Origin of the sequence: Deinococcus aquaticus, assembly GCF_028622095.1 — a bacterium.
GTDB lineage: Bacteria > Deinococcota > Deinococci > Deinococcales > Deinococcaceae > Deinococcus > Deinococcus aquaticus.
In genome coordinates, this window is record NZ_CP115165.1 from 1502501 (window position 1) to 1522339 (window position 19839).

A 19839-nucleotide genomic window follows, 5' to 3' on the forward strand; every position below is an offset into this window, starting at 1 on the left:
CGTGACCTCCTCACCCGCGATGACGCTCAGGCGGTCATCCAGGCCCAGGTCCCGCACCATTCCCTGCAATTCGGGGCCCCCGCGCTGCTGGTCGTGGTCCGTCACGGCAATCACGCGCGTGTTCGTGCGCAGCATCCAGCCCGGAATGTCCCGCAGGGGCGTGCGGCAGTCATGACTGACTTCCGTGTGCAGGTGCAGGTCCACGCGCATGACCTGCACGCCCTCGCGCCACACCACGTTGTTCGGCGCAGCCACCTTCAGGCCCCCGCCACCGGGACCAGCACCGACAGCGCCCCCGCCCACACCTCAATCCGGACCCGGCCCGACGCACCCTGCACTGCCGGGCGCACCTCCGCATCCACGTGGAAGGCCTGCCCCACGTACGGAATCTCGACCACGCGCACCCGGTCCACCTGCACGCTGTTCAGGTCCGTGAACTCATCGCGCGCCAGCGCCGCCAGGTATGCCAGCAGCCCCTCACGCGCGCCCGCATCGATCCGCACCACGTCCAGCTGGCCGTCCCCCGGATCGGCGTTCGTCGCCAGCCTGAGCCTCGGCCCGGTCGCGTTCGTGTTCATGACCTCCAGCAGCGCCAGCGGCACCTCCGGCAACTCCACGCCGTCCAGGCACAGCTCCACCGGCAACGGGTTGAACTCCGTCAGGGTCGCCGTGAGCGCCTGCACCGCCCGCAACGGACTCTTGCCGCCCTCCGGGTCGTACTCGGCCATCACGTCCGCGAACGCCCCGCACCCGCACGCCTCCAGGAACAGATCCTCGCCCCACGGGGCCGTCACGCGCCCCAGATCGAACGGCCGCGCGCCCGCCCCCGCGTACCCGGCGATCACGTCCAACGGCGCGCCCTGCACGCCCAGCATCCTCGCCACGTTATTCGCCGTTCCCATGGGAATCACACCCAGCGTCACGCCCTCACGCCCCGCAAGACGCACCGCCACGGCCCGCACCGTGCCGTCCCCGCCCGCCACGAACACCGCGCCCCGCACGTCCGCGAGCGCCGCGTCCAGGTCATCCTCGCAACTGGTACTGCGGTACACCGGCGTGAACCCGATACCCTCCAGCGCCGCGACCAGATCGTCCGGCGTGCAGTGCTCACTGCCTCCCGCTCCCGCATTGAAAATCAGGGTCGCGCCCCGCCGCTCGGGTGCTGCGGGGGTCACCCCGGAACTCATGGCTGTCATTCGGCAACTGTACCCACTGGCACCACCCGCCGCCTTGAACAAACCCGAACAAACCCAGAGATCAACAGACTGGCGGGCCGCGCCGCATCACTCGGCCTGTCGCTGCTCCCGGAGGGCCGCCCAGTCCTCGAACGCCAGCGCCGGCAGCAGCGCGAAACTCCCCACGAACAGACTCGCCACCGCCGCCGGGACGCGCACGGGCGTCCGGCCATTCACCACCAGGTACAGCGCGCCCAGCGTGCTGAGCGCCCCGATATCCATGAACATCACGCGCGTGAACGAACTGCGGCGCAGGCTCTCGCGCGTGCCCAGTTCCCCCGGACGCCGCCGCCCCACCACTGCCGTCAGCACCAGCAGCAGCAGCAGCGACAGGAACAGACGAATCCGGGCAGGGGAGGGGCGGGAGTAATCAGAGAGGGGCACGCTAATAGTATACTGGCTTGAAAAGGAACGGATATAGTAGACAATAATGTTATGGAGAAGTTCTTTATTTTTTCATTCAATGGGTGTATTAATTTTTTTTAAGTACAGAGTGTGGAATTTGGTGATTATGGAGCATTGCCTCTCTGATCGTTACCTAGATTTATTCTCAGGATCTTCCTAACGCGAGCGATGGTTGTATACTTTGCGCACGATCCGCCATATATAAGATCTATTTTTTGCATTAGAGTGCTTTGGATATCTTCAAGTTCAAAATCATTCGTTTTTACATAAATTAGGCAATCAGAGAGAACATATTTGCCCCTCCTGACTATCGTTATTTTTTCTTTATTTGGATTACCTACTCTTGGTAATAAGACATAAGGTGGTCCTATTATCTTATTGCTGCTAACTCGATATGCGCCCGCGTGGCTAATTTGATTACTTTTTAGATGTGTTGTATGTATGAACAAGGGGCTTTTACTGGATTTACTTGTTATGCCGAGCGACTTATGTACTTGCAGTTTGCCTCTATCTACTACAATATTTTCGCTATAGTCATCTGTGTTGTGATTAGAGTGCGTAGATTCACTTCGTTTTAGAGAGATAATTGACGTAGAAACAGTGTAGCCCGGAAATGTATTTGAAGGAAGATGCCTATGGGTTGTAAATTCATAACCTAAATGCAATATATGCTCTCTTGCAGATCTATCTCGTTCTGACCATAATACGCTATCCGGAAATATGCCGACAACTTGCCCATTTATTGATAAAAAATCTATCGCGTTTAATATAAAACTCATGGCTGGGCTGCATTTAGTTGAATATCCTTGACGATTATTGAAAGCGATTCCTGTTGATGACTTATATGAAAATGGGGGATTAAGTAATATTAGATCAATTTTTCGGAATCGGTGATTAAATGATCGGTCGTAATTTGTAAAATCATCGCAATACTGCTCTCTGCACCAATCAATTTTTTCTAGTGAATGCGAATCTATGTCATTTGCTAAATAATTTGGTCTGTCTCCTAAAATTTGTCTCGCTGCGTTTAATAGAGCTCCATCGCCGCACGCAAAATCTGCAATGTAAAGGGGGGATTGATCATTACTCGATAATGCCAAATTGACAAGCTCCTGGGCAATGTTATTTGGGGTGTATATTTGATCAATCATTTCTGATACCAGTATTCGTGTGTATCATAGATGTAGATTTTTCCGGTTCTTTTTTCGAAATCAGAAGGGATTTTTGGATGATCAAATATTATATTGACCATATGACCTTTTAGCTTTTCGCAATGCATTGCAAATAAGATTGCAGCCAAGGAGCTGGGTTTGTTGCCAAGTGGGGCTATTTTTATATATAATCCGCTCCGTCCTTCAATTATTTTTTTCATTTCAGTGATTGCTTCGAATGGAGACCAAGCTGAATAGTATGCAATATTTTTGTAAACCCCTTTTTGATTTATCATCTGACGATTTTGAAAAAGAGATATGCGTCCATAATCGCTTCTAATACCAGGAACACCAAGCAGTGGATGTATTAAATAGTCCGCCTCAATCTCCTTATCTAGTATATATTGTACTCTTGATCCCTGGAAACCAAGAATGGGTATAAAGATTTTAGTTTGGCCAAGCTTTGGTCTGTTAAGTCTGTAGAAACCGGGCAGCGGGTAAATTCCTTCTATTTCATCTGACATATGAAATTCTTCGATAGTTTCCCCGGCGTCCATATTTTCATAACTCTCTGATGATTTGTACATTACGCAATGACTTATGTGTAAGATAATAAGTCTCCTTAAGAGAACGCCCCAGACATTTATTGGCAGAAAGGTGATATCTAAAATGAACTTTTTGCCGGGTAATATTGACGTAAGGAGATGATCTATCGCATCTTGGTTCCTTAGATTAACATCTCTATTATTTAATTTATGTAATACGCGGATATTTTCTCTATCTATAATAGATATATAAATATCATCATCAGACGGTAAGTTTATGCAGTAATTTGAATCTCCCCGCTTAATTCCAGTTATCAAAATAGAGTTAGATTCATTCAAGTCTGATTCAAGGTTATGATGAGAAATATAGGTCATATATTATCGAAGAGGCTAGGCTGAGAAGATTTACTGTGTTTGTTGTCTGGTGGTGCACTATCTTTTGTTTGAGTGGAGCGATTAATTATTCTTTGCACTGCACTTTTAGGATCCTCTATAATTTCTGAGATATCGTCTGACGTAAGAGAGATTTTTCTCTTTTTTCGATGAGAGAATATAAAATAGGGAGAAAAAATTGGATGTAACATATATTCATACTCCCTAGTGTCTGCAATAGATGTGAGTTTGCTCGCATTCACTCTTACGATACCAGAGTGCTGCACTGCCAATTCTATAATCTTTTGTGCTTCAGAGTTTGCTTGGAGGTCGTTCACTCTGAATTGGTTGGTTTCTGGTGAGCGTCTCTCAGGATATGCCGCTAGATGTTCGAATATTCTACCCAAGCCAAACATCAATTTGATTATTTTCCTTCCGTAGACGGACAATCCCTCAATTTGGTGTAAATTCTTTTCACCAATCGCCATCGCGGCCCTAGTTTGTATGTCCGGATGTATCTTTTCTATTCTGCCTTCCTTTGAGGCTGAAAATAAAATCATTGTTTCGATCATTTCTAGTAGATATCTAATATTATAATGTGAAAGTATGACAATGGTTTCCCATCCGCAGTAATATTTGCGTATTCTATTTCCTCTGCCTATTGCAAATAACACGGCGTATTTATAATTTGCGTATCTTGAATCCCACATTTTTTTGTTTCTTTGATATTGATCAAAAATTGCATCGTATTTAATATTATGACCATCCGCCCAATACCTTAGAAAAGCAATTTTCAGAGAAGGAACCCCTTTAATTTTTGAAAGATCATCTAACTCTAAATGAGTGAAAAATGGATTGTTATATTTGCCAACATTCAAAAGTTTTGCCTCCTCTTCATCTGAAAGTTCTTCTAGAAGGGATTCAATGCTCGAATTAATATAACTCTCTCCTAAGTATTTCAGTCTGGCATTGCAGATTGAGCGGGCAAATTCTCTGTACCCTTTTCGGACGCTATCATCAACATTAATGCTATGAAAGTCATCCGGACTGCGCAGGAGTTCATTCTTATTTATTGTGTTGAATGCCGATCTGCCGAGCGGCCTAACACCTATCTTGACATATGCCGATCTTGTGAAATGTTTCAGAAGTGTATTGAGAATTGCTTGCTGATAATCGAGCAAGTTCTCAAATTCATCAAACATAAAATAGAATGGAATCGAGTTTTTGGATCCTTTAATCGAAATACCATCAAGAATAATATCGATCGGTGTTTTTAGTGCGGAAAGGTGGCCCGAAAAATCGCTGCGACTAATATTTGCGACATTGTCAGATAGGTGGGTTAATTCCTCTTGAATTCTTGAGGAAATATCGAAAATTTTATCCTCACCGAATAAAATTCTGGATGCTCTAGAAAGATGATCTTCTGAAACTGCAACTCCTTCGTGAGATTGTACAAATTCTACAATTAGATCACAGATTATTAAATTAATATAGTGGCTAAAGATTTTTTCCCACGCCTCGATTGGTAAATTACCGCCAGAAAAAGAATAGCAGACCGATGTGTCAATTCTGTGATATAGGCCAAAATATCGCTGAGAACCCAAATTTTCTATATTGATTGCCTTATTGCCATGCCATAGAAAGAGAAAAGCTGTGGTTTTACCGGATCCCCGTGATCCGGTCATAATTACGGGCCGTTCAAGCTCCAACTCGCTAAGGTAGTTAGGCTTTTTCAGTAGTAAGGCTGCGTCTTTGACGAGCCATTCGCTTTTGTATGTGAAGGCTTGTGACAATCTTCCTTCGGAATCTCGATTTTCCATCTTTTTTCCTTATATGGTTATGAGTGGATTCCAGTTATCGGATTTATGTTTAAGAAGAGTCATATTGAAATCTGGGCTTCCGTGATCGAAGACAATTGTGAAAGCCAGATCACCAAAGCCAGACCAGCTTTTGAGGTCAGTCCTCTCGAGTATTTCATCTCTAACTTGTGTAATGTCAATCAGCTTTTTAAGCCACGCGGGCCAATAGATTGAGATTGATGATGATAGGGAGTGTTGATCGGTTATAGTATACAGCGAGTGAATGGTAACCTTGTCTTCTAGCGATGACTTTATTCTGTCAATTCCCTGGTCGACTACGATCGGAACGCAGTAGTGTATTGTTGAACCTGTTTTTTCTGCGGTTTCGAGCAGGCTTTTCTCTTCTCCCCATTGGGTATAATCTTTGTAACTTATAAAATTAACGAATTGACTGCCAGTTCCAACTATATCATCGTAGATAATTATGTTTCTTGCGGACAATAAGCTTATTGCTTCTCGATGTGTTTTTATATCTTCCTCGCTGATGCCTATTTCATTTCTCAAAATTCTTGATACATAATTGCCACTATCCGTTGGCTTAGGTTTGTTTCCGTGGACCGGTGTGTAAATAATTGGTTTCTCGTCGAGGCAATGGATAGTATGTTCAATGTTTCTTCTGAGCATTTCAGTAAAATGCCTCTTGGATATAAAATTAACGGAATTAGCTATCCAAATTAGAAAAAGCTTCTCCTCGTTGTTTAGTGCATTATTTAGCCAGCCATCTATATCTACCGAATCTCGACTTACTATGCCTAAATTGACATAGAATTCATACTTCTCTATAATGAAGCGCTCCAGTCTAAGATTTAATGCTTCGATGTCATTATAGACATCAGAGAAGGTTTCGCTCATTTGCGTCCATCCTTTGAACCGCGTGCGGCCTTGCTATTGGGCTTGTTGATGTATGTTCGAAATATATGAAAAAACTAGGGGCGAATAGGTACCCCTAGTGTAACCTTATACGATCTAGCGTGTACTTACCCGCATTTGCTGTAGCCGCAGGCTTGGCATTTCAGGCAGCCTTCCTCGCGGATCACGGCGCGTTCCTCGCAGACGGGGCAGCGGTCGCGGCTCATGCCGTCCATGCTTTCCACGCTGACGCCGCTGGGCGCGGCGCTGGCGGGTGCGGGGGCGTCGGTGCTGCCTCCGGCGAGGGGGGGGAGTTGGGCGGCTTCCATGTCTTTCTGGAAGGTTTCGAGGGCGACGGCGATCAGGTCGGCCTTGCTGCCGACGAGGCGGCCGTTGTAGCTGCCGTACAGGCCGCCGTTGATGCCGCGCAGGGTTTTGATGATGGCCTGGGCGGGCACGCCGTGTTGCAGGGCGATGCTGACGACGCGGCCGAGGGCTTCGCTGTCGGCGTTGGCTTCGTCGCCGGCGCGGCCGCTGATGACCATGACTTCGACGGGTTTGCGGTCGAGGTGGTTGACGGTGACGAGGAAGCTGCGGCGGTGGCCGCTGGTGGGGTCCGTGAGTTTGATCATGTCGGTGATGCCGCTGAGGCGGGTGGGGCGCTGGTACACGGCGCGGGGGGCGGGCTGGGTGGCCTGCGCGGCGGCGGGGGCGGCGACCGGGGCGGGCGTGGTGGCGGCAATCGGGGTGGGCGCGGGGGTGGGTTCAGCGGTCACTTCGGTGCTGGCGGCAGGGGCGGCGGGTTCTTCGGTCTTGTCTTTTGTCTTGCTGGTGCTCAGCACCTGGAACTGGCGGCTGCCGTCGCGGTACACGGTGATGCCTTTGCAGCCGGTGCGGTACGCCTCGCTGTACGCGTCCTGCACGTCTTGCAGGGTGGCGCTGTTGGGCAGGTTGATGGTCTTGCTGAGGCTGTTCGCGGCGAAGCCTTCGGCGTCGAAGGCGCACTGCACGACGCCCTGCATGCGGACGTGATCGGCGGGCCTGATGTCGTGCGCGCAGACGAACACCTGCTGGAGCGCGTCGGGGATGAAGGGCAGGCCGACGACGCTGCCGTGGTTCTCGCTGACGGCTTCGGTCACGCGGTCCCAGTTCCAGTTGCCCTGGGCGTCCTGCATGCCGTCGGGCGCGGGGTACGTTTCGAGCAGTTCGACGAACAGCGGGGCGAGGAGGGCGCGGTACTCGCTGCCGATCTTGCGCCAGATGAACGGGCTGAACACGGGCTCGATGCCGCTGCTGACGCCCATGAGCATGCTGGTGGTGCCGGTGGGCGCGACGGTCAGCACGGCCACGTTGCGCCGGGGGGCGTGGGGGATCCTGTCGGCGTTGCGTTCGTACACGGGGTACACGCCGCGTTCCTGCCCGAGCTTCTCGCTCTCGGCGATGGCTTCCTCGCGCAGGGCGCTCATGATGTCGTAGATGACGCGGCGGCCGGTGTCGCTGTCGTACCGCAGGCCGAGTTTGATCAGGGCGTCCGCGAGGCCCATGACGCCCAGGCCCAGGCGGCGCAGGTCCTGACTGGCCACGCGGTTGTCTTCCAGGGCGAACACGTTCACGTCCAGCACGTCGTCCAGGAAGCGGACGGTGGTGCGCACGTCGGCGCGGAAGGCGGTCTCGTCGAAGCGGCTGTCCCTGACGTACGCGGCGAGGTTGATGGCGCCCAGGTCGCAGGGTTCACCGACGGTCAGGGGGATCTCGCCGCAGGGGTTGGTGCTGCGGATCTCGTAGCGTTTGCCGAGGTTCTTCAGGGCGCTGTACTGGTTGATGCGGTCCACGAAGATCAGGCCGGGCTCGCCGGTGCTCCAGGCGTGCTGGGCGATCTGGTCCCACAGCCACTTGGCGGGGAGGCCGGGGCGGGTGTCGGTCGGGTCGATCTTGCCGTTGCTGGCGGTGGTGTACACGGGCACGCCTCGCGCGCCGTCTTCCTCACGGTCGGGGAGGGTGGGCAGCGTGCCGGTGTAGGGTTCTGCCTGGGGGTGCAGGGCGTACTTGCCGGGCACGTCCTGCACGCTGACGTGCCACAGGGCGTCGCGTTGCAGGGTGTCCCAGAATTTCTCGGTGACGAGGATGCTGATGTTGAAGGTGCTGATGTCACCCTCGGCGGCCTCGCGGTCGAGGTCCTTGGCGGTCAGGAAGTCCAGAACGTCCGGGTGCTCGATGGAGATGGTGGCCATGCCCGCGCCGCGCCGGGTGCCGCCCTGACGGACGACGCGCAGGACGGGGGCGTACACGAAGCGCAGGGTGTTGATGGGGCCGCTCTGTTCCGCGCCGCGGTTGGACCATTCTAGGAAGTTGTCGAAGATCTCGAGCAGGAAGCTCACGGGGCCGCTGCTGGTGCCGCCCGATCCCTTGATGGGCGCACCTTCGGGCCGCATGCTGCTCAGGTCGATGCGGGGTTCCAGGCCGAGTTTGCCGTCGTCGGCGATCTTGCGGGCCGCGTCGATGATGCCGCCCATGTCGTCCGGGACGGCCTGCACGCCTTCAGGCATGGCTTTCACGACGGCGACGCCGTTGGCGCGGGCCAGGGCGACCAGTTCGGGTTTGATGACCTGTCCGTACACCACGCGCGTCCAGTTGCGCACGGCGACGGGTTGCTTGTCACCGTCGGGTTGCGTGGGGGGCCGCATGAGGCCCTCGATGAAGTCGGTCACGTCGGCGTGGGCGGCGCTCATGTACGCCCAGCCGCGCACGCCGGCGTCGGGGCGGCTGCCCTGCGCGCGGGGGGTGTACACGTCGAGGTTCACGCCGTTCCCGCCGCCGACCTTGGTGACCAGCGCGAGTTTCTTCGCGACTTCCATGACGCCCTCGAAGGTGCTGGGCTCGTGTTCGGTGGCGCCCTGCACGAAGCAGTTCAGGACGTTGCCGTGCGAGGTGCCCGCTCCGGCCAGGACGCGGCCGCCGGGGCAGAATTTCTTCTCGGCCATCAGGTCGTAGTACTGCTGCGCCCAGTGGTCGCGTACGCTCTCGCTTTCGGCCCCGGCAACCCAGGTGGCGATGCGGCGGAACATGCCGCTCAGGTCGCCGTCCCCACCCTGCAGGTACTGCCGCCGGGCGATGTGGTGGGCGTTGTCGTCGAAGTTGGTCAGGGGCTGGGCGCTGAGGGTGGTCACGGTGGTTCTCCTTGGCTGGGGAGCGGGCTGCGGGTGTCGGACGTGAGGACACACAGCATGAAACCGCCGCCGGCCCGCTGGGGACCGTGGGGTAAACTGCTGTGCGTGGCCGGTGAAGTGGGCCGTTCCTTAGATGGCTGACTGTACCACCCGCCCGCAGGACGTACAAGCACTTGTACGTGCATTCGATTTGAGGTACAAGATGCTGCAACGGTCGGCTACATGAAGCCCCGATAAAGCTCCTGTGGCACGCAGGAAACCGCCCCCGATCAGGGCCCGCAGCAGGGAAAGACCGCCCCCGTCAGGGGCACCGGCCGCCTTCAGGCAACCCGCGCCTACGGGGACCGTCAGTCGTGCCGTTCGGGTTTCGCGTCCCGCGTCATCAGTTCCGTCAGGGCCGCCTGCGGCGTCCAGCGGCCCGCCGCGACCTGCGCGACCGCCCGTACGATCGGCAGATCCACGCCCTGCACCTGCGCCCAGGCGTCCAGCAGGCCCGCCGTGCGCAGGCCCTCCACGACCTTCCCACCCTGACCGGGGTGCTCGCCCAGCGCGATCGCCTCGCCCGCCGCACGGTTCCGGCTGTGGCGGCTAGTGGCGGTCGTGACCAGATCCCCCAGACCGCTCAGGCCGTAGACCGTGTCCTCCTGGCCGCCCACGGCGCGCAGATACCGGTCCATCTCGCGCAGGCCGCGCGTGATCAGGGCCGCCTTGGCGTTGTCGCCCAGTCGCAGGCCGTCCACCATGCCCGCCGCGAGCGCCACCACGTTCTTCAGCACGCCGCCCAGTTCCACGCCCGTCTCATCGGGACTGGTGTACACCCGCAGCGCCGGGGTCATCAGGGCCGCCTGCACCTCCTGCGCGAAGGCCGCGTCCCGGCTGGCGACGACCGTCGCGGCCGGCAGGCCCCGCCCGACCTCCTCGGCGTGATTCGGGCCGCTCAGAACCGCCACCCGCCCGAAACCCAGGCGGCGCGCCAGGACCGTCAACTGACCCCCATCCGGTGCCAGGCCCTTGGCGCACAGCACCACGCCCAGCTCACGCGGCAGTTCGGCCAGCAGGTCGGGCACGCCCACGCTCGGCACGACCACCAGCGCGAACGCCGCCCCCGCCACCGCGCCCGCGAGGTCCGGCGTGACCCGCAGGTTCGCGGGCAGGGTCACGCCCGGCAGGTACTCCGCGTTCACCCGCTCGCGGTCCAGTTCGGCCGCGAACGCCTCACGCCGCGCCCACAGGGTCACCGGGCCGTTGCGCGCCGCGTTCACCGCCAGCGCCGTGCCCCAGCCGCCCGCGCCCAGTACCGGCAGACTCAGCACCGGCAGGCCCTGTACTGGCAGGCCCCGCGCGCTCACTCGCCCTCCGCCCACGCGAATACCCACACGCGCGGCGCGTCCGGTTCCGGCGGCGCGTAATCCGGGTACTCCACGATCTCCCACCGCGCGAACCCCGCCGCCACCAGCAGCGGTTCCAGGTCCGCCGGGTCGTACCCGCGCTCCCGGTGCGTCTCCACGAACTCCAGTTCACCCACCCGGCAGAACGCCTGCACCACCCCCAGGTCCGCCTCCGCATCATGATGATGCGACCAGTGGTAATGCACCTCGCCGCCGTCCGCCATGGGCGCCAGACCCTCGATCGCGTCTCCCTCCCACAACTCCCGCACGCCCAGGCGCGTGTTCACGTCGAACGCGAACAGCCCGCCGGGCCGCAGATGCGCCCGTGCCTGCCCCAACGCCGCTCCCAGGTCCTCCGGTGTCAGCAGGTTGTTCAGGCTGTCGAACACGCACGTCACCAGCGAGAACCGCTCTGGGAGCGCGAACGACCGCAGGTCACCCTGCACGAACGGCACCCCCGGCAACCGTGTGCGCGCCTCGCGCAGCATCTCCTCACTGAAATCCAGGCCCGTCACATCCAGACCCGCCGCGCGTAACTCCCGCGTGAACCCGCCCGTGCCGCACGCCAGATCCAGCGCACCCCCCGACCCATCCAGGCCACCGTCCCGCGCGAACGTCAGCACGAAGTCCGCCCAGTGGTCGTACTCCACATCCGCCATGATCGCGTCGTACACGGCGGCCAACGCTGTAAACGGCTGCCTCTGCATGCCCGCGAGTATAGGCCCCCGCCGCCCCCAGCGCCCCACTCCACCAGACCACCCATGAGAAAGGCCGCAAGGAAGCCGACCTACCCGCCCCGCACGGCCCGCTCTACCGTGCAGGTAACCACAGTTCATGCTGTCAGACCCAACGCACACCCCACCCCGGAGGACCCCACCATGAAAACCCAGCTGATCGCCGCCGCCCTCGGCACCCTGACCCTCAGCGCCTGCACCCTCGCCGGCAACCCCGTCCGCAAGGACGTCACCGGCCAGCTGCGCGGCTTCACCGCCGAACAGAACCTCCGCCTCGCCATCGTCGGGTACAACGGTGGCCAGTACACCGCCGACGGCACCCAGGGCCAGATCCTCGACCGCTTCCTGACCGGCGGGTACGCCCTCGACCTGCCCAGCAACGTCCCGTACGGCTACTACCGCGTCATCGTGTTCCGCGACGCCAACAATAACAGCCGCTACGACGCCAGCGACACTGTCCTCAGCCGTGACAACGGCAAACGCCTCGTTCTTGCCCAGCGCGACAACCAGTTCCTCGCCGGTACGAAAACCGGTTGGAACCTCACCGACGCCCAGGGTGGCGTGCAGACCACCCTCCTGAACAACTACGACCTCGACGCCCAGTAACAGGGGCGCACCCAAAAGAGGAGAGGGGAGGCTATGCTGCCTCCCCTTCACTCATGCCAGCAACTGCTCCAGCTCCAGTCGCCGCGCTTCCAGCACGTCTTCCGGCACCACCGGGTCCCCAGCCCGCACCGTCACGTTGCCCAGCGGCACCCAGCTCACGCACCCCAGCATGCCCGCCGACTCCGGCAGGACCAGCGGCCCCAGCAGAGGCCGCACCCGCAACAGCAACGCATGTACCCATGGACGGTTCCGGTACTGAAAGCGCCGCTCGATCGCCGCGCCCGTTAACGCCTGCAAAGGCTCCAACTTGAGGGCGCTGTCCAGGAACTCGACCTTATGCACCGCCACCACCTCCGCCAACGCCGGAAACTCAATCACGCCCGGCTGCGGGTCATCGCGTAGCAGCGATTGATACTGAAGTTGAAGCTCCGCCGGATTCTGGTGCAGAAAGGTCGGATACAACAGGAACGACCGATGCTCTACCTCGAAACCGTCATGCGTTTCCATGATCCCACCTTTGCGGATCAGTAGCGAGAGAGTGCCTTGGGTAAGGAGCCGGGATTGGGCGTCCCATTCTTTCAGGGCAGACAGAGCAGCAGACATGGCGGGTAGCATAAAATAAAAAAGCGCCCCGAACGGGACGCACGAGAGGCCAGAAGGCCGTCAATTGCTGAATGTGAACTCATGCCCGGATAGCGACTTGACCTTCACGGCGTAACCGTCAGCACCGACCTGAAGAACCTCGCAGGTCACCACCGACTGAGGCCACTGGACAGAAGCACCTTCCTGAACGTACAGAGCGTCGGCGCAATCGGCTGGAAGATCCGCCGTCTTGTTCGACGGGTCGTTCGTCAGCCAGGAAGTGGCGTACCCCAGCATGTGCTTGCCGTAACTTCCGGCCACACCATCATGCCCCTTGTTCCGCGCGGCCAACGCATTGGGCACAAGCACGGCCGCCAGCACACCGATGATGGCAATGACGATAAGTAGCTCTATCAGAGTAAAACCCGCTTGTTGATTGGTCATGGGTATCAAGTCCTGATTGAAAAAGGCCGCCACAGAGGGCGGCCTACAGGAAATTGAGTGAGATCAGGGGGCAGAGACAGCAGCAGTCACTTTCTTGACCGTCGAACCGTCGTAGGCGAACAGGCCACCGTTGTCCATCGCGAGGTTCACAACGTAGTTGTCCTGACCACCCGTGCTAATGGTGCAAGTTGCGATACCAGCGGGCAGTTCGGTAACGTCCTTGCCTTGCGCGGAGGTGCACGTCTGGACGCTACCGGTGGAGGGCGCGTATGCAGTGATGACAGCAGGAGTGGCCTTAACCCCGGCAGCGCTATAGCCCCCGTTGGTCAGCTTGCCGCTCACAGTGTCACGGTTCGTTTCGACTGCCGTCACAGTGTTGCGAATGAAGCTCTGAGCAGCGCTTTCGTTAGCCTTGCTACGGGCGCTGAGCAGGTTGGGGATCAGGACGGCGGCCAGAATACCGATGATGGCGATGACGATGAGCAGCTCGATGAGGGTGAAGCCCTGGGTGTTGTTTTTCATGGTGTGCTCCTGGGTGCGGCGGGTCCGGATAAGGTTATGTATGGTCCGGGTCTGCCTGCGTATGGCTTTGGCAGGTGCGGGTGTCTCCCGTCCTTGCTGTCATTAGAGTACGGTTGGATTTCTCACAGGAGTCTTACGGAATTGCGACTACGGGAATGGTGCTTGCCGGGTGGTCTATTTCGGCATTTTCCCGGTAGACGCGCTGTTTCTGGTTGATTTTGGACTCTATTACTGCTCTGTAAGAGTTTGTGAGGGCCGGCTGTGGGGGGTGCGGGGTGCTATGCTGCTGGGCAGTTCAGCTGGGGCGGGTTGGTGGCTCCGGCGAATGGGACGCTTGTGTCCCCACACTTACTTGAATTTGTGGTCGCGTGCGCGGCGCTGGGCTCCCTGGGGGCCGTGGCGCGCGCCGTGTGCCGGAAGAGAGGCTTGTCTTGGAACTCACGCCGCGCGTTCCGCCGCACAGTAACGACGCTGAAATCAGCGTGCTGGGCAGCATTCTGCTCGATAACGACACTTTGAATCAGCTGGGGGATTCGGTGGCTCCGGAGATGTTCTACCGTGAGGGGCACCGCAAGATCTTCACGGCTATGCGGACCCTGCAGGAGCGGGGTGAGCCGGTGGATCTCGTGACGCTCAGCGAGGACCTGCGTGTAAAGGGGCAGCTGGATGAGGTGGGTGGCCTGACGTACCTGATCGGTCTGTCGGATCAGGTGCCTACCGCCGCGTACGCGGAGCATTACGCGCGCATCGTGCAGGAGAAACACACGCTGCGCGCGCTGATCAGCGCGTCCGGGAAGGCCATGCAACTGGCCTACGAGGGGCAGTTGCCGCTGGAGGACCTGCTGGACCGCGCGGAGAAGATGATCTTCGAGGTGGCCGAGCAGAAACAGAAGGGCGAGGCGTACCAGGCGATGAACGAGGTCGTCACGGAGACGTTCGAGTACATCACGTTGTTGCATCAGAACAAGGGCATTCCGGACGGCGTGAGCAGCGGTTTCCGTGACCTGGACGAGCAGATCAGCGGATTGCAGAAGGGCAGTCTGAACGTGCTGGCGGCGCGGCCCTCGATGGGGAAGACGGCGTTCGCGCTGTCGATCGCGCAGAACGTGGCGCTGCGGGGTGAGAAGGCGGTCGCGGTGTTCAGTCTGGAAATGCCGGCAGTGCAGCTGGCGCTGCGCATGCTGTGCAGTGAGGCGCGGGTGGACATGAACCGCATCCGCAGTGGGCAGCTGAACGAGCGGGATTTCGAGCGGCTGGCGCACGCGGCGGGTCGTCTGGCGGACGCGCCGATGATCATTGACGATGAGGCGGACCTGACGCTGAACGGTCTGCGCAGCAAGCTCCGGCGGATCGCGGCGCAGCACGGTCAGCTGGGGCTGGTGGTGATCGATTACCTGCAGTTGATGTCGGGCGGCAAGAGCAGCGGCGGCAGTGATAACCGGCAGCAGGAGATCAGTACCATCTCGCGTGGTCTGAAGAGTCTGGCGCGTGAGATGGAAGTGCCGATCATCGTGCTGTCGCAGCTGTCGCGCGCGGTCGAGCAGCGTCCGAATCACCGGCCCATGCTGTCGGACCTGCGTGAGTCGGGTGCGATCGAGCAGGACGCGGATATCGTGATGTTCATCTACCGCGACGAGTACTACAACAAGGAAACGGATCAGCAGGGCATCGCGGAAATCATTATCGGGAAGCAGCGCAACGGGCCGGTCGGCACGGTGAAGTTGCAGTTTCACAGTTCGCACGTACGGTTCAATGATCTTGCGCCGGAGGGAGTGTAATGGCGGAGGATCAGGCGAAAGCGGCAGGTCAGGCGGGCGGGCAGCGCAGACGCAGGCGGCGGCGGGGTGGCAGTGCGCCCGCGCAGCCCCGGCCGGGTCAGGTGACGAACACCACCGCCGTGCCCACGCCGGCCGCGCCGAGCAAGCGCGGGCAGAAGCGGCCGCTGGCGGACCCGCGCATCGGGGTGGGCTGCATCGTGCTGCGCGGCGACGAGATTCTGCTGGTGCGAGAGCGGGGCCGCTGGTCGCTGCCCAAGGGCGGCCTGGAGTCCGGTGAGCTGGTGCAGGACGGTGCGCGCCGCGAGACGTTCGAGGAGACAGGACTGGTCGTGGAGTTGCGGGATCTGGCGTTCATCGTGGAGTTTCAGGCGGTGACGTGGGGGCATCACCTGCAGTTCTTCTACACGGGGCGCGAGGTGGGCGGGAAGCTGGAGCCGCGCGACCCGGACCGGGACGTGCAGGAGGCGCGCTTCGTGCCGATCCGGCAGTTGCGGGAGTTCATCCGGTTCCGGCCGCGTCTGGTGGCGCTGGAGACGTGGTTGCGTGAGCGCCGGCCCCGGCATTTCGTGTTCAACTTGGATAAGGAACCGGCGATGCTGCGTAAGAGGCGCCGGGTGGGCGATCCGCTGCCGGGCGCGCGTGGTCAGGAACCTGAGTTCAGTGACGAGCCTGACCTGTAGAGGGCGGCGTTTGAGGCAGGTGAACATGGGCGGCGCGCTTCTGTGGAAGTGAGCCGCCCGCTGCTGTGGGGCGCCGCCGTGGGCGGAGCGGGTGCTTCCGGGGCGCGTTTGACACCTACATATACTCTGTTAATATCAGAATATGAAGCGTCTATTACGTAAGGAGGCCGATCCGTTGCCATCCAGCGGACGCGGGTACGTGCACGTCTGCCCCCACTGCGCCCAGCCCCTGACCCTGCACGACCTGCGCGACGGCGATCAGGCCTACTGGTGCCACCCCTGCAACCTGGGCCACCGCGCCAGCGACCCACCCCTGAGCGCCCTGAAACGCCTGCCGCAGACCGGCTGAGGCCCGTTCACCCGGCCTTCACTCCGCTATGCTGGGCGCATGACGCAGCCGTTCAACCCGACCCCCCGCCCGGGCCACCTGAGCGAAGTCCTGGCCGGTCAGGTGATCGCCGTGACCGGCGCCGACCAGGGGTACGGCCGCACCATCAGCGCCGCCCTGGCCAGCGCCGGAGCCAGTGTCGTCCTGATCGGAGCGAACAGCGAGACCCTCGCCACCGCCGCCAGTCACCTCGAGCACACGGGCGGGCACGCCATTCCCATCAAGGCCGACGTGGGCGTTCCCCTCGACTGGCTCAGCGCGCAGAACCGCATCCTGGAAATCTTCGGCGCGCTGCACGGCATCGTGCACCTGGCCGACAAACGCTCGCACAGCGAATTCACGTCGCTCAGCGAGAACGAATGGATGGACCTGTTCAACTGCAACCTCAAAAGCACCGTGGGCATCGCGCAGATCGTGCGCCGCCGCCTGCCCGGCACGTGGCTGACCATCATCGGCCCGCACCTCGACGAGCGCGGCCTGCAGGCCCACCCGCAACGCGGCGCGCTGCGCGGACTGGTCGAACAGGCCCACACCGAGGATCTGCGCCTGAACCTGCTGCTGCCCAGCCGCGCCAGCAGCAGCGACGACACCCTGGACGCCCCACTCTCGAACGCCGTGCTGGCCCTGGCCGCGCCCGGCATGAAACACCTGCGCGGCAACGTCATGGACGTGCCCATGCCGCCCATTCCGAAAATCCGCGCGCTGGACGCCTACCCGCTGTGACCCGTTTCTCTTCTTCTCGCTTCGCTCAGGTTGCAACGGTTTTGCGAACCATGTACCCGGAGTCCGTGTGAGGTGCCCGTACTGCTCCGCTCCGGACAGCAAGGTCGTGAACTCCCGGCCCAGTGACGACGGGGCCAGCATCCGCCGCCGCCGCGAGTGCCTGAACTGCGCGCGGCGCTTCACGACCTACGAACGCGCGCAACTCGAACCGCTGATGGTCGCCAAACGCAGCGGCCCCCGCGAGGCGTTCAACCCCGACAAGCTCCTGCGCGGCCTGACCCTCGCCAGCGAGAAACGCCCGGTCGATCCGGCCGCGCTGCGCGCCTTCGCGTACTCCTTCGAGGACGAGGTGCAGACCGCCGAGATTCCCGCCACCGAGATCGGCCGCCGCGCCATGACCTTCCTGCGCCCCCTGGACGACGTGGCGTACATTCGCTTCGCGAGCGTGTACCGCGACTTCGACCAAGAGTTTCCACAGGCGAGGGAATAGCGACCAGCACGAAGGCCCAGGAGGCAGGGGCTTGAAATTCCCCGGTCTCATGGGCCTTTATGCGAAGTGACTATGCCTCGCATCCCCAGCCTACCGCACAGCATCATCACCGCTCAGCTGAACCGGGTCACCAGCCTCAGTGGCCTCATCCCCTACAGCACCCTGTGTAAAAGTGCCATCTCCAAAGAGATGGCGCGGGACTCCTTCGCCTCCACGGAGGACTTCAAGCGTCGAGCCAGGAACGCGCCGGAGGGCGCGTTCCTGGCCATTGATTTCGTCATGGTGCCCCACGCCGGACGGACGATGGAAGGCGTGAACTACCACTACAGCGGTCAGGCCCAGACCCGTCTGGGCCATCAGTTCACCTCCGCGGCCCTGGTCAGGTTCGGTGAAGATCCAGTTCCGTTGCTGGAGCGCTTCAAGGTTTCCCAGGCCCTGCATACAGAGCGCTATCCTTACCGTACAGCGACTCAGGAAATGATCCACGTCGTCCAGGATTGCCTCGCGGCGGGCGTCCCCATGGCGGGTCTCCTCCTGGATGGGGAGTTCGGGCGGGACGCGGCTGTGACCTTCAGTCGCGAGCATCAGATTCCGGTATTGATCCGTGCCAAAGCCAATATGACCGTGCAGTTCGAGGGTGAGGGACTCACCCTCGGTGCGCTGAGTCGGCAGTTCCCTCCAGAACGCTGCCACCTGTACGCGGAGTTCGGGTGGCGTGTCCGTCGATTGTCGGTCACCCGTGAGGTCGGTGGGTTCGATGTCCTGATCGTGTGGCGCAAGGTGCACGGGGAGTGGACACGGTTTTTCCTGTTCAGCACGTTTGGTGGTGACGTCACGGTTCGCTCACTGCTGCGGGCCTGGAAGGCCCGCTGGGGAATTGAGGTGATTCACCGGTTCTTCAAGCAGAACCTGGGACTGGGACGCTGTCATTGCCGGACGATCCAGGCGCAGGAGAACTGGGTGTGGTGCGTGGTGGAGGCCTTTCACGCGGTGTTACGGGTGCGTAGGGAAGTACCGGGAATGACGTGGCGGGCCGCACAACGGCAGGCAGCTCAGAATGCCGAAAAGTACGTCCTGACCGGGATGGAGCAGGACGGCCCCCTGCTTGACGCCGCGTGACACGACATCAGCAGGGAAGTGGAAACTCTTGTTCGACAGTCTGGAACGCTTCATTGAGGAAATCCGGGGCCTGAAAGACCGCGACGACGCTGGCCCCACCGACCCCACCCACGAACCCTGAACGTCACCCCAGATCAGAGGGGAGCGCGGCCCGGCCGTTCGCTGCCGCTCAGGTCGGCGGGACGCGGGTAGGCCTCGATCTCATTCTCGGGTCTGCGGCCGCGCACGCCGCTGAGTAACGCGCGGATCTCCGCGAAATCCGCCTCGATATCCCCGGTGGGCGTCACGTACCCGATCACGCCCACCCGCCGGTGCTGCCAGTCCAGAATAGTCACGCCGATGGGAATGCCCGCCTTGAGGGCCATGAAGTAAAAGCCGGTCTTCCAGTACTGCCCGCCGCTGCGGGTACCTTCCGGCGCGACCAGCATGATGATCTCGCGTTCACGGTCGATCACGCTGACCACCGCATCCACGAAGTTCCCGCCGGCGCGGCGGCGATCCAGGGGCATGCCGCCCACGGCCCGCATGAACACGCCTATGGGAAAGCGGAACAGCTCGCGCTTCGCCACGAAATGCAGCGGAATGCGGGTCGACCACTTCCAGAACAGACCTGGCCAGAAGTCGGCGTTACTGGTGTGCGGCGCGGCCGCCGCTATGAACTTTGGTCCGGGCGGCGTGGCCAGCAGCGCCGTCCAGCCTGCTGCGCGCAGCAGCCGGGCGGCCAGACGGGAACCGAGAGAATGCTGCTGACCGGGCCACAGGGGAGAAGACATCGGTCCTCACTATAGGTAACGCCCGACCC

At 59.6% G+C, this 19839-nt stretch carries 21 protein-coding genes (1 of these 21 running past the window's edge); 7 read left to right on the top strand and 14 right to left on the bottom strand.

Going from position 1 to position 19839, the window contains the following annotated elements; all coding sequences use genetic code 11:
* The 10 genes from M8445_RS07285 to M8445_RS07330 form a co-directional block, all read right to left on the bottom strand.
* A protein-coding gene (locus M8445_RS07285; RefSeq protein ID WP_273990858.1) for a PHP-associated domain-containing protein crosses the window boundary here: on the bottom strand, positions 1-210 show its 5' end (the start). Its footprint begins 483 nt before the window's first position; the window shows 210 of its 693 coding nt (coding positions 1-210); its start codon is at positions 208-210; the stop codon falls past the left edge of the window.
* A gap of 47 nt (positions 211-257) precedes the next feature.
* Positions 258-1196 carry a diacylglycerol/lipid kinase family protein gene (locus M8445_RS07290; protein WP_337961613.1) on the bottom strand — a complete coding sequence of 313 codons (939 nt, stop codon included), beginning with the start codon at positions 1194-1196 and terminating at the stop codon, positions 258-260.
* An 87-nt stretch (positions 1197-1283) separates the two neighbouring features.
* On the bottom strand, positions 1284-1619 hold the full coding sequence (locus M8445_RS07295) for a hypothetical protein (protein WP_273990708.1): 336 nt from the start codon (positions 1617-1619) through the stop codon (positions 1284-1286).
* 125 nt (positions 1620-1744) lie between these two features.
* Entirely contained in the window at positions 1745-2791 is a 1047-nt protein-coding gene (locus tag M8445_RS07300; protein ID WP_273990709.1) for an N-6 DNA methylase, read from the bottom strand.
* The gene (locus tag M8445_RS07305) at positions 2788-3711 is read right to left on the bottom strand and encodes a hypothetical protein (protein WP_273990710.1); all 924 of its coding nucleotides are present in this window, start codon (positions 3709-3711) and stop codon (positions 2788-2790) included. Before M8445_RS07305 ends, M8445_RS07300 begins: the two co-directional genes overlap by 4 nt.
* A complete protein-coding gene (locus M8445_RS07310) occupies positions 3708-5528 on the bottom strand; it encodes an ORC-CDC6 family AAA ATPase (protein WP_273990711.1) in 1821 nt (606 codons plus the stop codon). The genes M8445_RS07305 and M8445_RS07310 overlap by 4 nt, the downstream gene beginning before the upstream one ends.
* Before the next feature lie 9 nt (positions 5529-5537).
* Entirely contained in the window at positions 5538-6419 is an 882-nt protein-coding gene (locus tag M8445_RS07315; RefSeq protein ID WP_273990712.1) for a phosphoribosyltransferase-like protein, read from the bottom strand.
* 125 nt (positions 6420-6544) lie between these two features.
* Entirely contained in the window at positions 6545-9583 is a 3039-nt protein-coding gene (locus M8445_RS07320) for an adenosylcobalamin-dependent ribonucleoside-diphosphate reductase (protein ID WP_273990714.1), read from the bottom strand.
* 347 nt (positions 9584-9930) lie between these two features.
* Entirely contained in the window at positions 9931-10932 is a 1002-nt protein-coding gene (locus tag M8445_RS07325) for an NAD(P)H-dependent glycerol-3-phosphate dehydrogenase (RefSeq protein ID WP_273990717.1), read from the bottom strand.
* A complete protein-coding gene (locus M8445_RS07330) occupies positions 10929-11678 on the bottom strand; it encodes a class I SAM-dependent DNA methyltransferase (protein WP_273990718.1) in 750 nt (249 codons plus the stop codon). Before M8445_RS07330 ends, M8445_RS07325 begins: the two co-directional genes overlap by 4 nt.
* A 171-nt stretch (positions 11679-11849) precedes the next feature.
* Between M8445_RS07330 and M8445_RS07335 the strand changes: the two genes are divergently transcribed.
* Positions 11850-12311: a hypothetical protein gene (locus M8445_RS07335; RefSeq protein ID WP_273990720.1), complete on the top strand. Its 462-nt coding sequence runs from the start codon at positions 11850-11852 to the stop codon at positions 12309-12311.
* A 51-nt stretch (positions 12312-12362) separates the two neighbouring features.
* Here the strand turns inward: M8445_RS07335 and M8445_RS07340 are convergent, their stop codons facing one another.
* From M8445_RS07340 to M8445_RS07350, 3 genes are all read right to left on the bottom strand, one after another.
* Positions 12363-12914 (bottom strand): DUF1802 family protein, encoded by a 552-nt coding sequence (locus M8445_RS07340; RefSeq protein ID WP_273990721.1) that lies wholly within the window; start codon positions 12912-12914, stop codon positions 12363-12365.
* 60 nt (positions 12915-12974) lie between these two features.
* Complete coding sequence (locus M8445_RS07345; RefSeq protein ID WP_273990723.1) at positions 12975-13337, bottom strand: type II secretion system protein; 363 nt, start codon at positions 13335-13337, stop codon at positions 12975-12977.
* Positions 13338-13400: 63 nt separating this feature from the next.
* Positions 13401-13859, bottom strand: a complete 459-nt coding sequence (locus M8445_RS07350) for a type IV pilin protein (RefSeq protein ID WP_273990725.1) — start codon at positions 13857-13859, stop codon at positions 13401-13403.
* A 431-nt stretch (positions 13860-14290) separates the two neighbouring features.
* Between M8445_RS07350 and dnaB the strand changes: the two genes are divergently transcribed.
* The 6 genes from dnaB (at position 14291) to M8445_RS07380 (ending at position 19037) form a co-directional block, all read left to right on the top strand.
* Entirely contained in the window at positions 14291-15637 is a 1347-nt protein-coding gene (gene dnaB, locus M8445_RS07355) for a replicative DNA helicase (RefSeq protein ID WP_273990728.1), read from the top strand.
* Entirely contained in the window at positions 15637-16317 is a 681-nt protein-coding gene (locus tag M8445_RS07360) for an NUDIX hydrolase (RefSeq protein ID WP_078300865.1), read from the top strand. Before dnaB ends, M8445_RS07360 begins: the two co-directional genes overlap by 1 nt.
* A gap of 142 nt (positions 16318-16459) precedes the next feature.
* A complete protein-coding gene (locus M8445_RS07365) occupies positions 16460-16666 on the top strand; it encodes a hypothetical protein (protein ID WP_273990732.1) in 207 nt (68 codons plus the stop codon).
* Between the two features lie 39 nt (positions 16667-16705).
* Entirely contained in the window at positions 16706-17428 is a 723-nt protein-coding gene (locus M8445_RS07370; protein ID WP_273990735.1) for an SDR family NAD(P)-dependent oxidoreductase, read from the top strand.
* Between the two features lie 67 nt (positions 17429-17495).
* Entirely contained in the window at positions 17496-17918 is a 423-nt protein-coding gene (gene nrdR, locus M8445_RS07375) for a transcriptional regulator NrdR (protein ID WP_273990738.1), read from the top strand.
* A gap of 72 nt (positions 17919-17990) precedes the next feature.
* On the top strand, positions 17991-19037 hold the full coding sequence (locus tag M8445_RS07380; RefSeq protein WP_273988203.1) for a transposase: 1047 nt from the start codon (positions 17991-17993) through the stop codon (positions 19035-19037).
* A gap of 134 nt (positions 19038-19171) precedes the next feature.
* Here the strand turns inward: M8445_RS07380 and M8445_RS07385 are convergent, their stop codons facing one another.
* On the bottom strand, positions 19172-19810 hold the full coding sequence (locus tag M8445_RS07385) for a 1-acyl-sn-glycerol-3-phosphate acyltransferase (RefSeq protein ID WP_273990742.1): 639 nt from the start codon (positions 19808-19810) through the stop codon (positions 19172-19174).
* Between the last annotated feature and the right edge of the window lie 29 nt (positions 19811-19839).

What these genes read in the sequence shown, in the direction of transcription:
- M8445_RS07290 (WP_337961613.1), bottom strand. Translation starts at nt 1,196, where the DNA reads ATGACAGCCATGAGTTCCGGGGTGACCCCCGCAGCACCCGAGCGGCGG.
- M8445_RS07300 (WP_273990709.1), bottom strand. Translation starts at nt 2,791, where the DNA reads ATGATTGATCAAATATACACCCCAAATAACATTGCCCAGGAGCTTGTC.
- M8445_RS07305 (WP_273990710.1), bottom strand. Translation starts at nt 3,711, where the DNA reads ATGACCTATATTTCTCATCATAACCTTGAATCAGACTTGAATGAATCT.
- M8445_RS07310 (WP_273990711.1), bottom strand. Translation starts at nt 5,528, where the DNA reads ATGGAAAATCGAGATTCCGAAGGAAGATTGTCACAAGCCTTCACATAC.
- M8445_RS07315 (WP_273990712.1), bottom strand. Translation starts at nt 6,419, where the DNA reads ATGAGCGAAACCTTCTCTGATGTCTATAATGACATCGAAGCATTAAAT.
- M8445_RS07330 (WP_273990718.1), bottom strand. Translation starts at nt 11,678, where the DNA reads ATGCAGAGGCAGCCGTTTACAGCGTTGGCCGCCGTGTACGACGCGATC.
- M8445_RS07335 (WP_273990720.1), top strand. Translation starts at nt 11,850, where the DNA reads ATGAAAACCCAGCTGATCGCCGCCGCCCTCGGCACCCTGACCCTCAGC.
- M8445_RS07340 (WP_273990721.1), bottom strand. Translation starts at nt 12,914, where the DNA reads ATGTCTGCTGCTCTGTCTGCCCTGAAAGAATGGGACGCCCAATCCCGG.
- M8445_RS07345 (WP_273990723.1), bottom strand. Translation starts at nt 13,337, where the DNA reads ATGACCAATCAACAAGCGGGTTTTACTCTGATAGAGCTACTTATCGTC.
- M8445_RS07350 (WP_273990725.1), bottom strand. Translation starts at nt 13,859, where the DNA reads ATGAAAAACAACACCCAGGGCTTCACCCTCATCGAGCTGCTCATCGTC.
- M8445_RS07360 (WP_078300865.1), top strand. Translation starts at nt 15,637, where the DNA reads ATGGCGGAGGATCAGGCGAAAGCGGCAGGTCAGGCGGGCGGGCAGCGC.
- M8445_RS07365 (WP_273990732.1), top strand. Translation starts at nt 16,460, where the DNA reads ATGAAGCGTCTATTACGTAAGGAGGCCGATCCGTTGCCATCCAGCGGA.
- M8445_RS07370 (WP_273990735.1), top strand. Translation starts at nt 16,706, where the DNA reads ATGACGCAGCCGTTCAACCCGACCCCCCGCCCGGGCCACCTGAGCGAA.
- M8445_RS07380 (WP_273988203.1), top strand. Translation starts at nt 17,991, where the DNA reads ATGCCTCGCATCCCCAGCCTACCGCACAGCATCATCACCGCTCAGCTG.
- M8445_RS07385 (WP_273990742.1), bottom strand. Translation starts at nt 19,810, where the DNA reads ATGTCTTCTCCCCTGTGGCCCGGTCAGCAGCATTCTCTCGGTTCCCGT.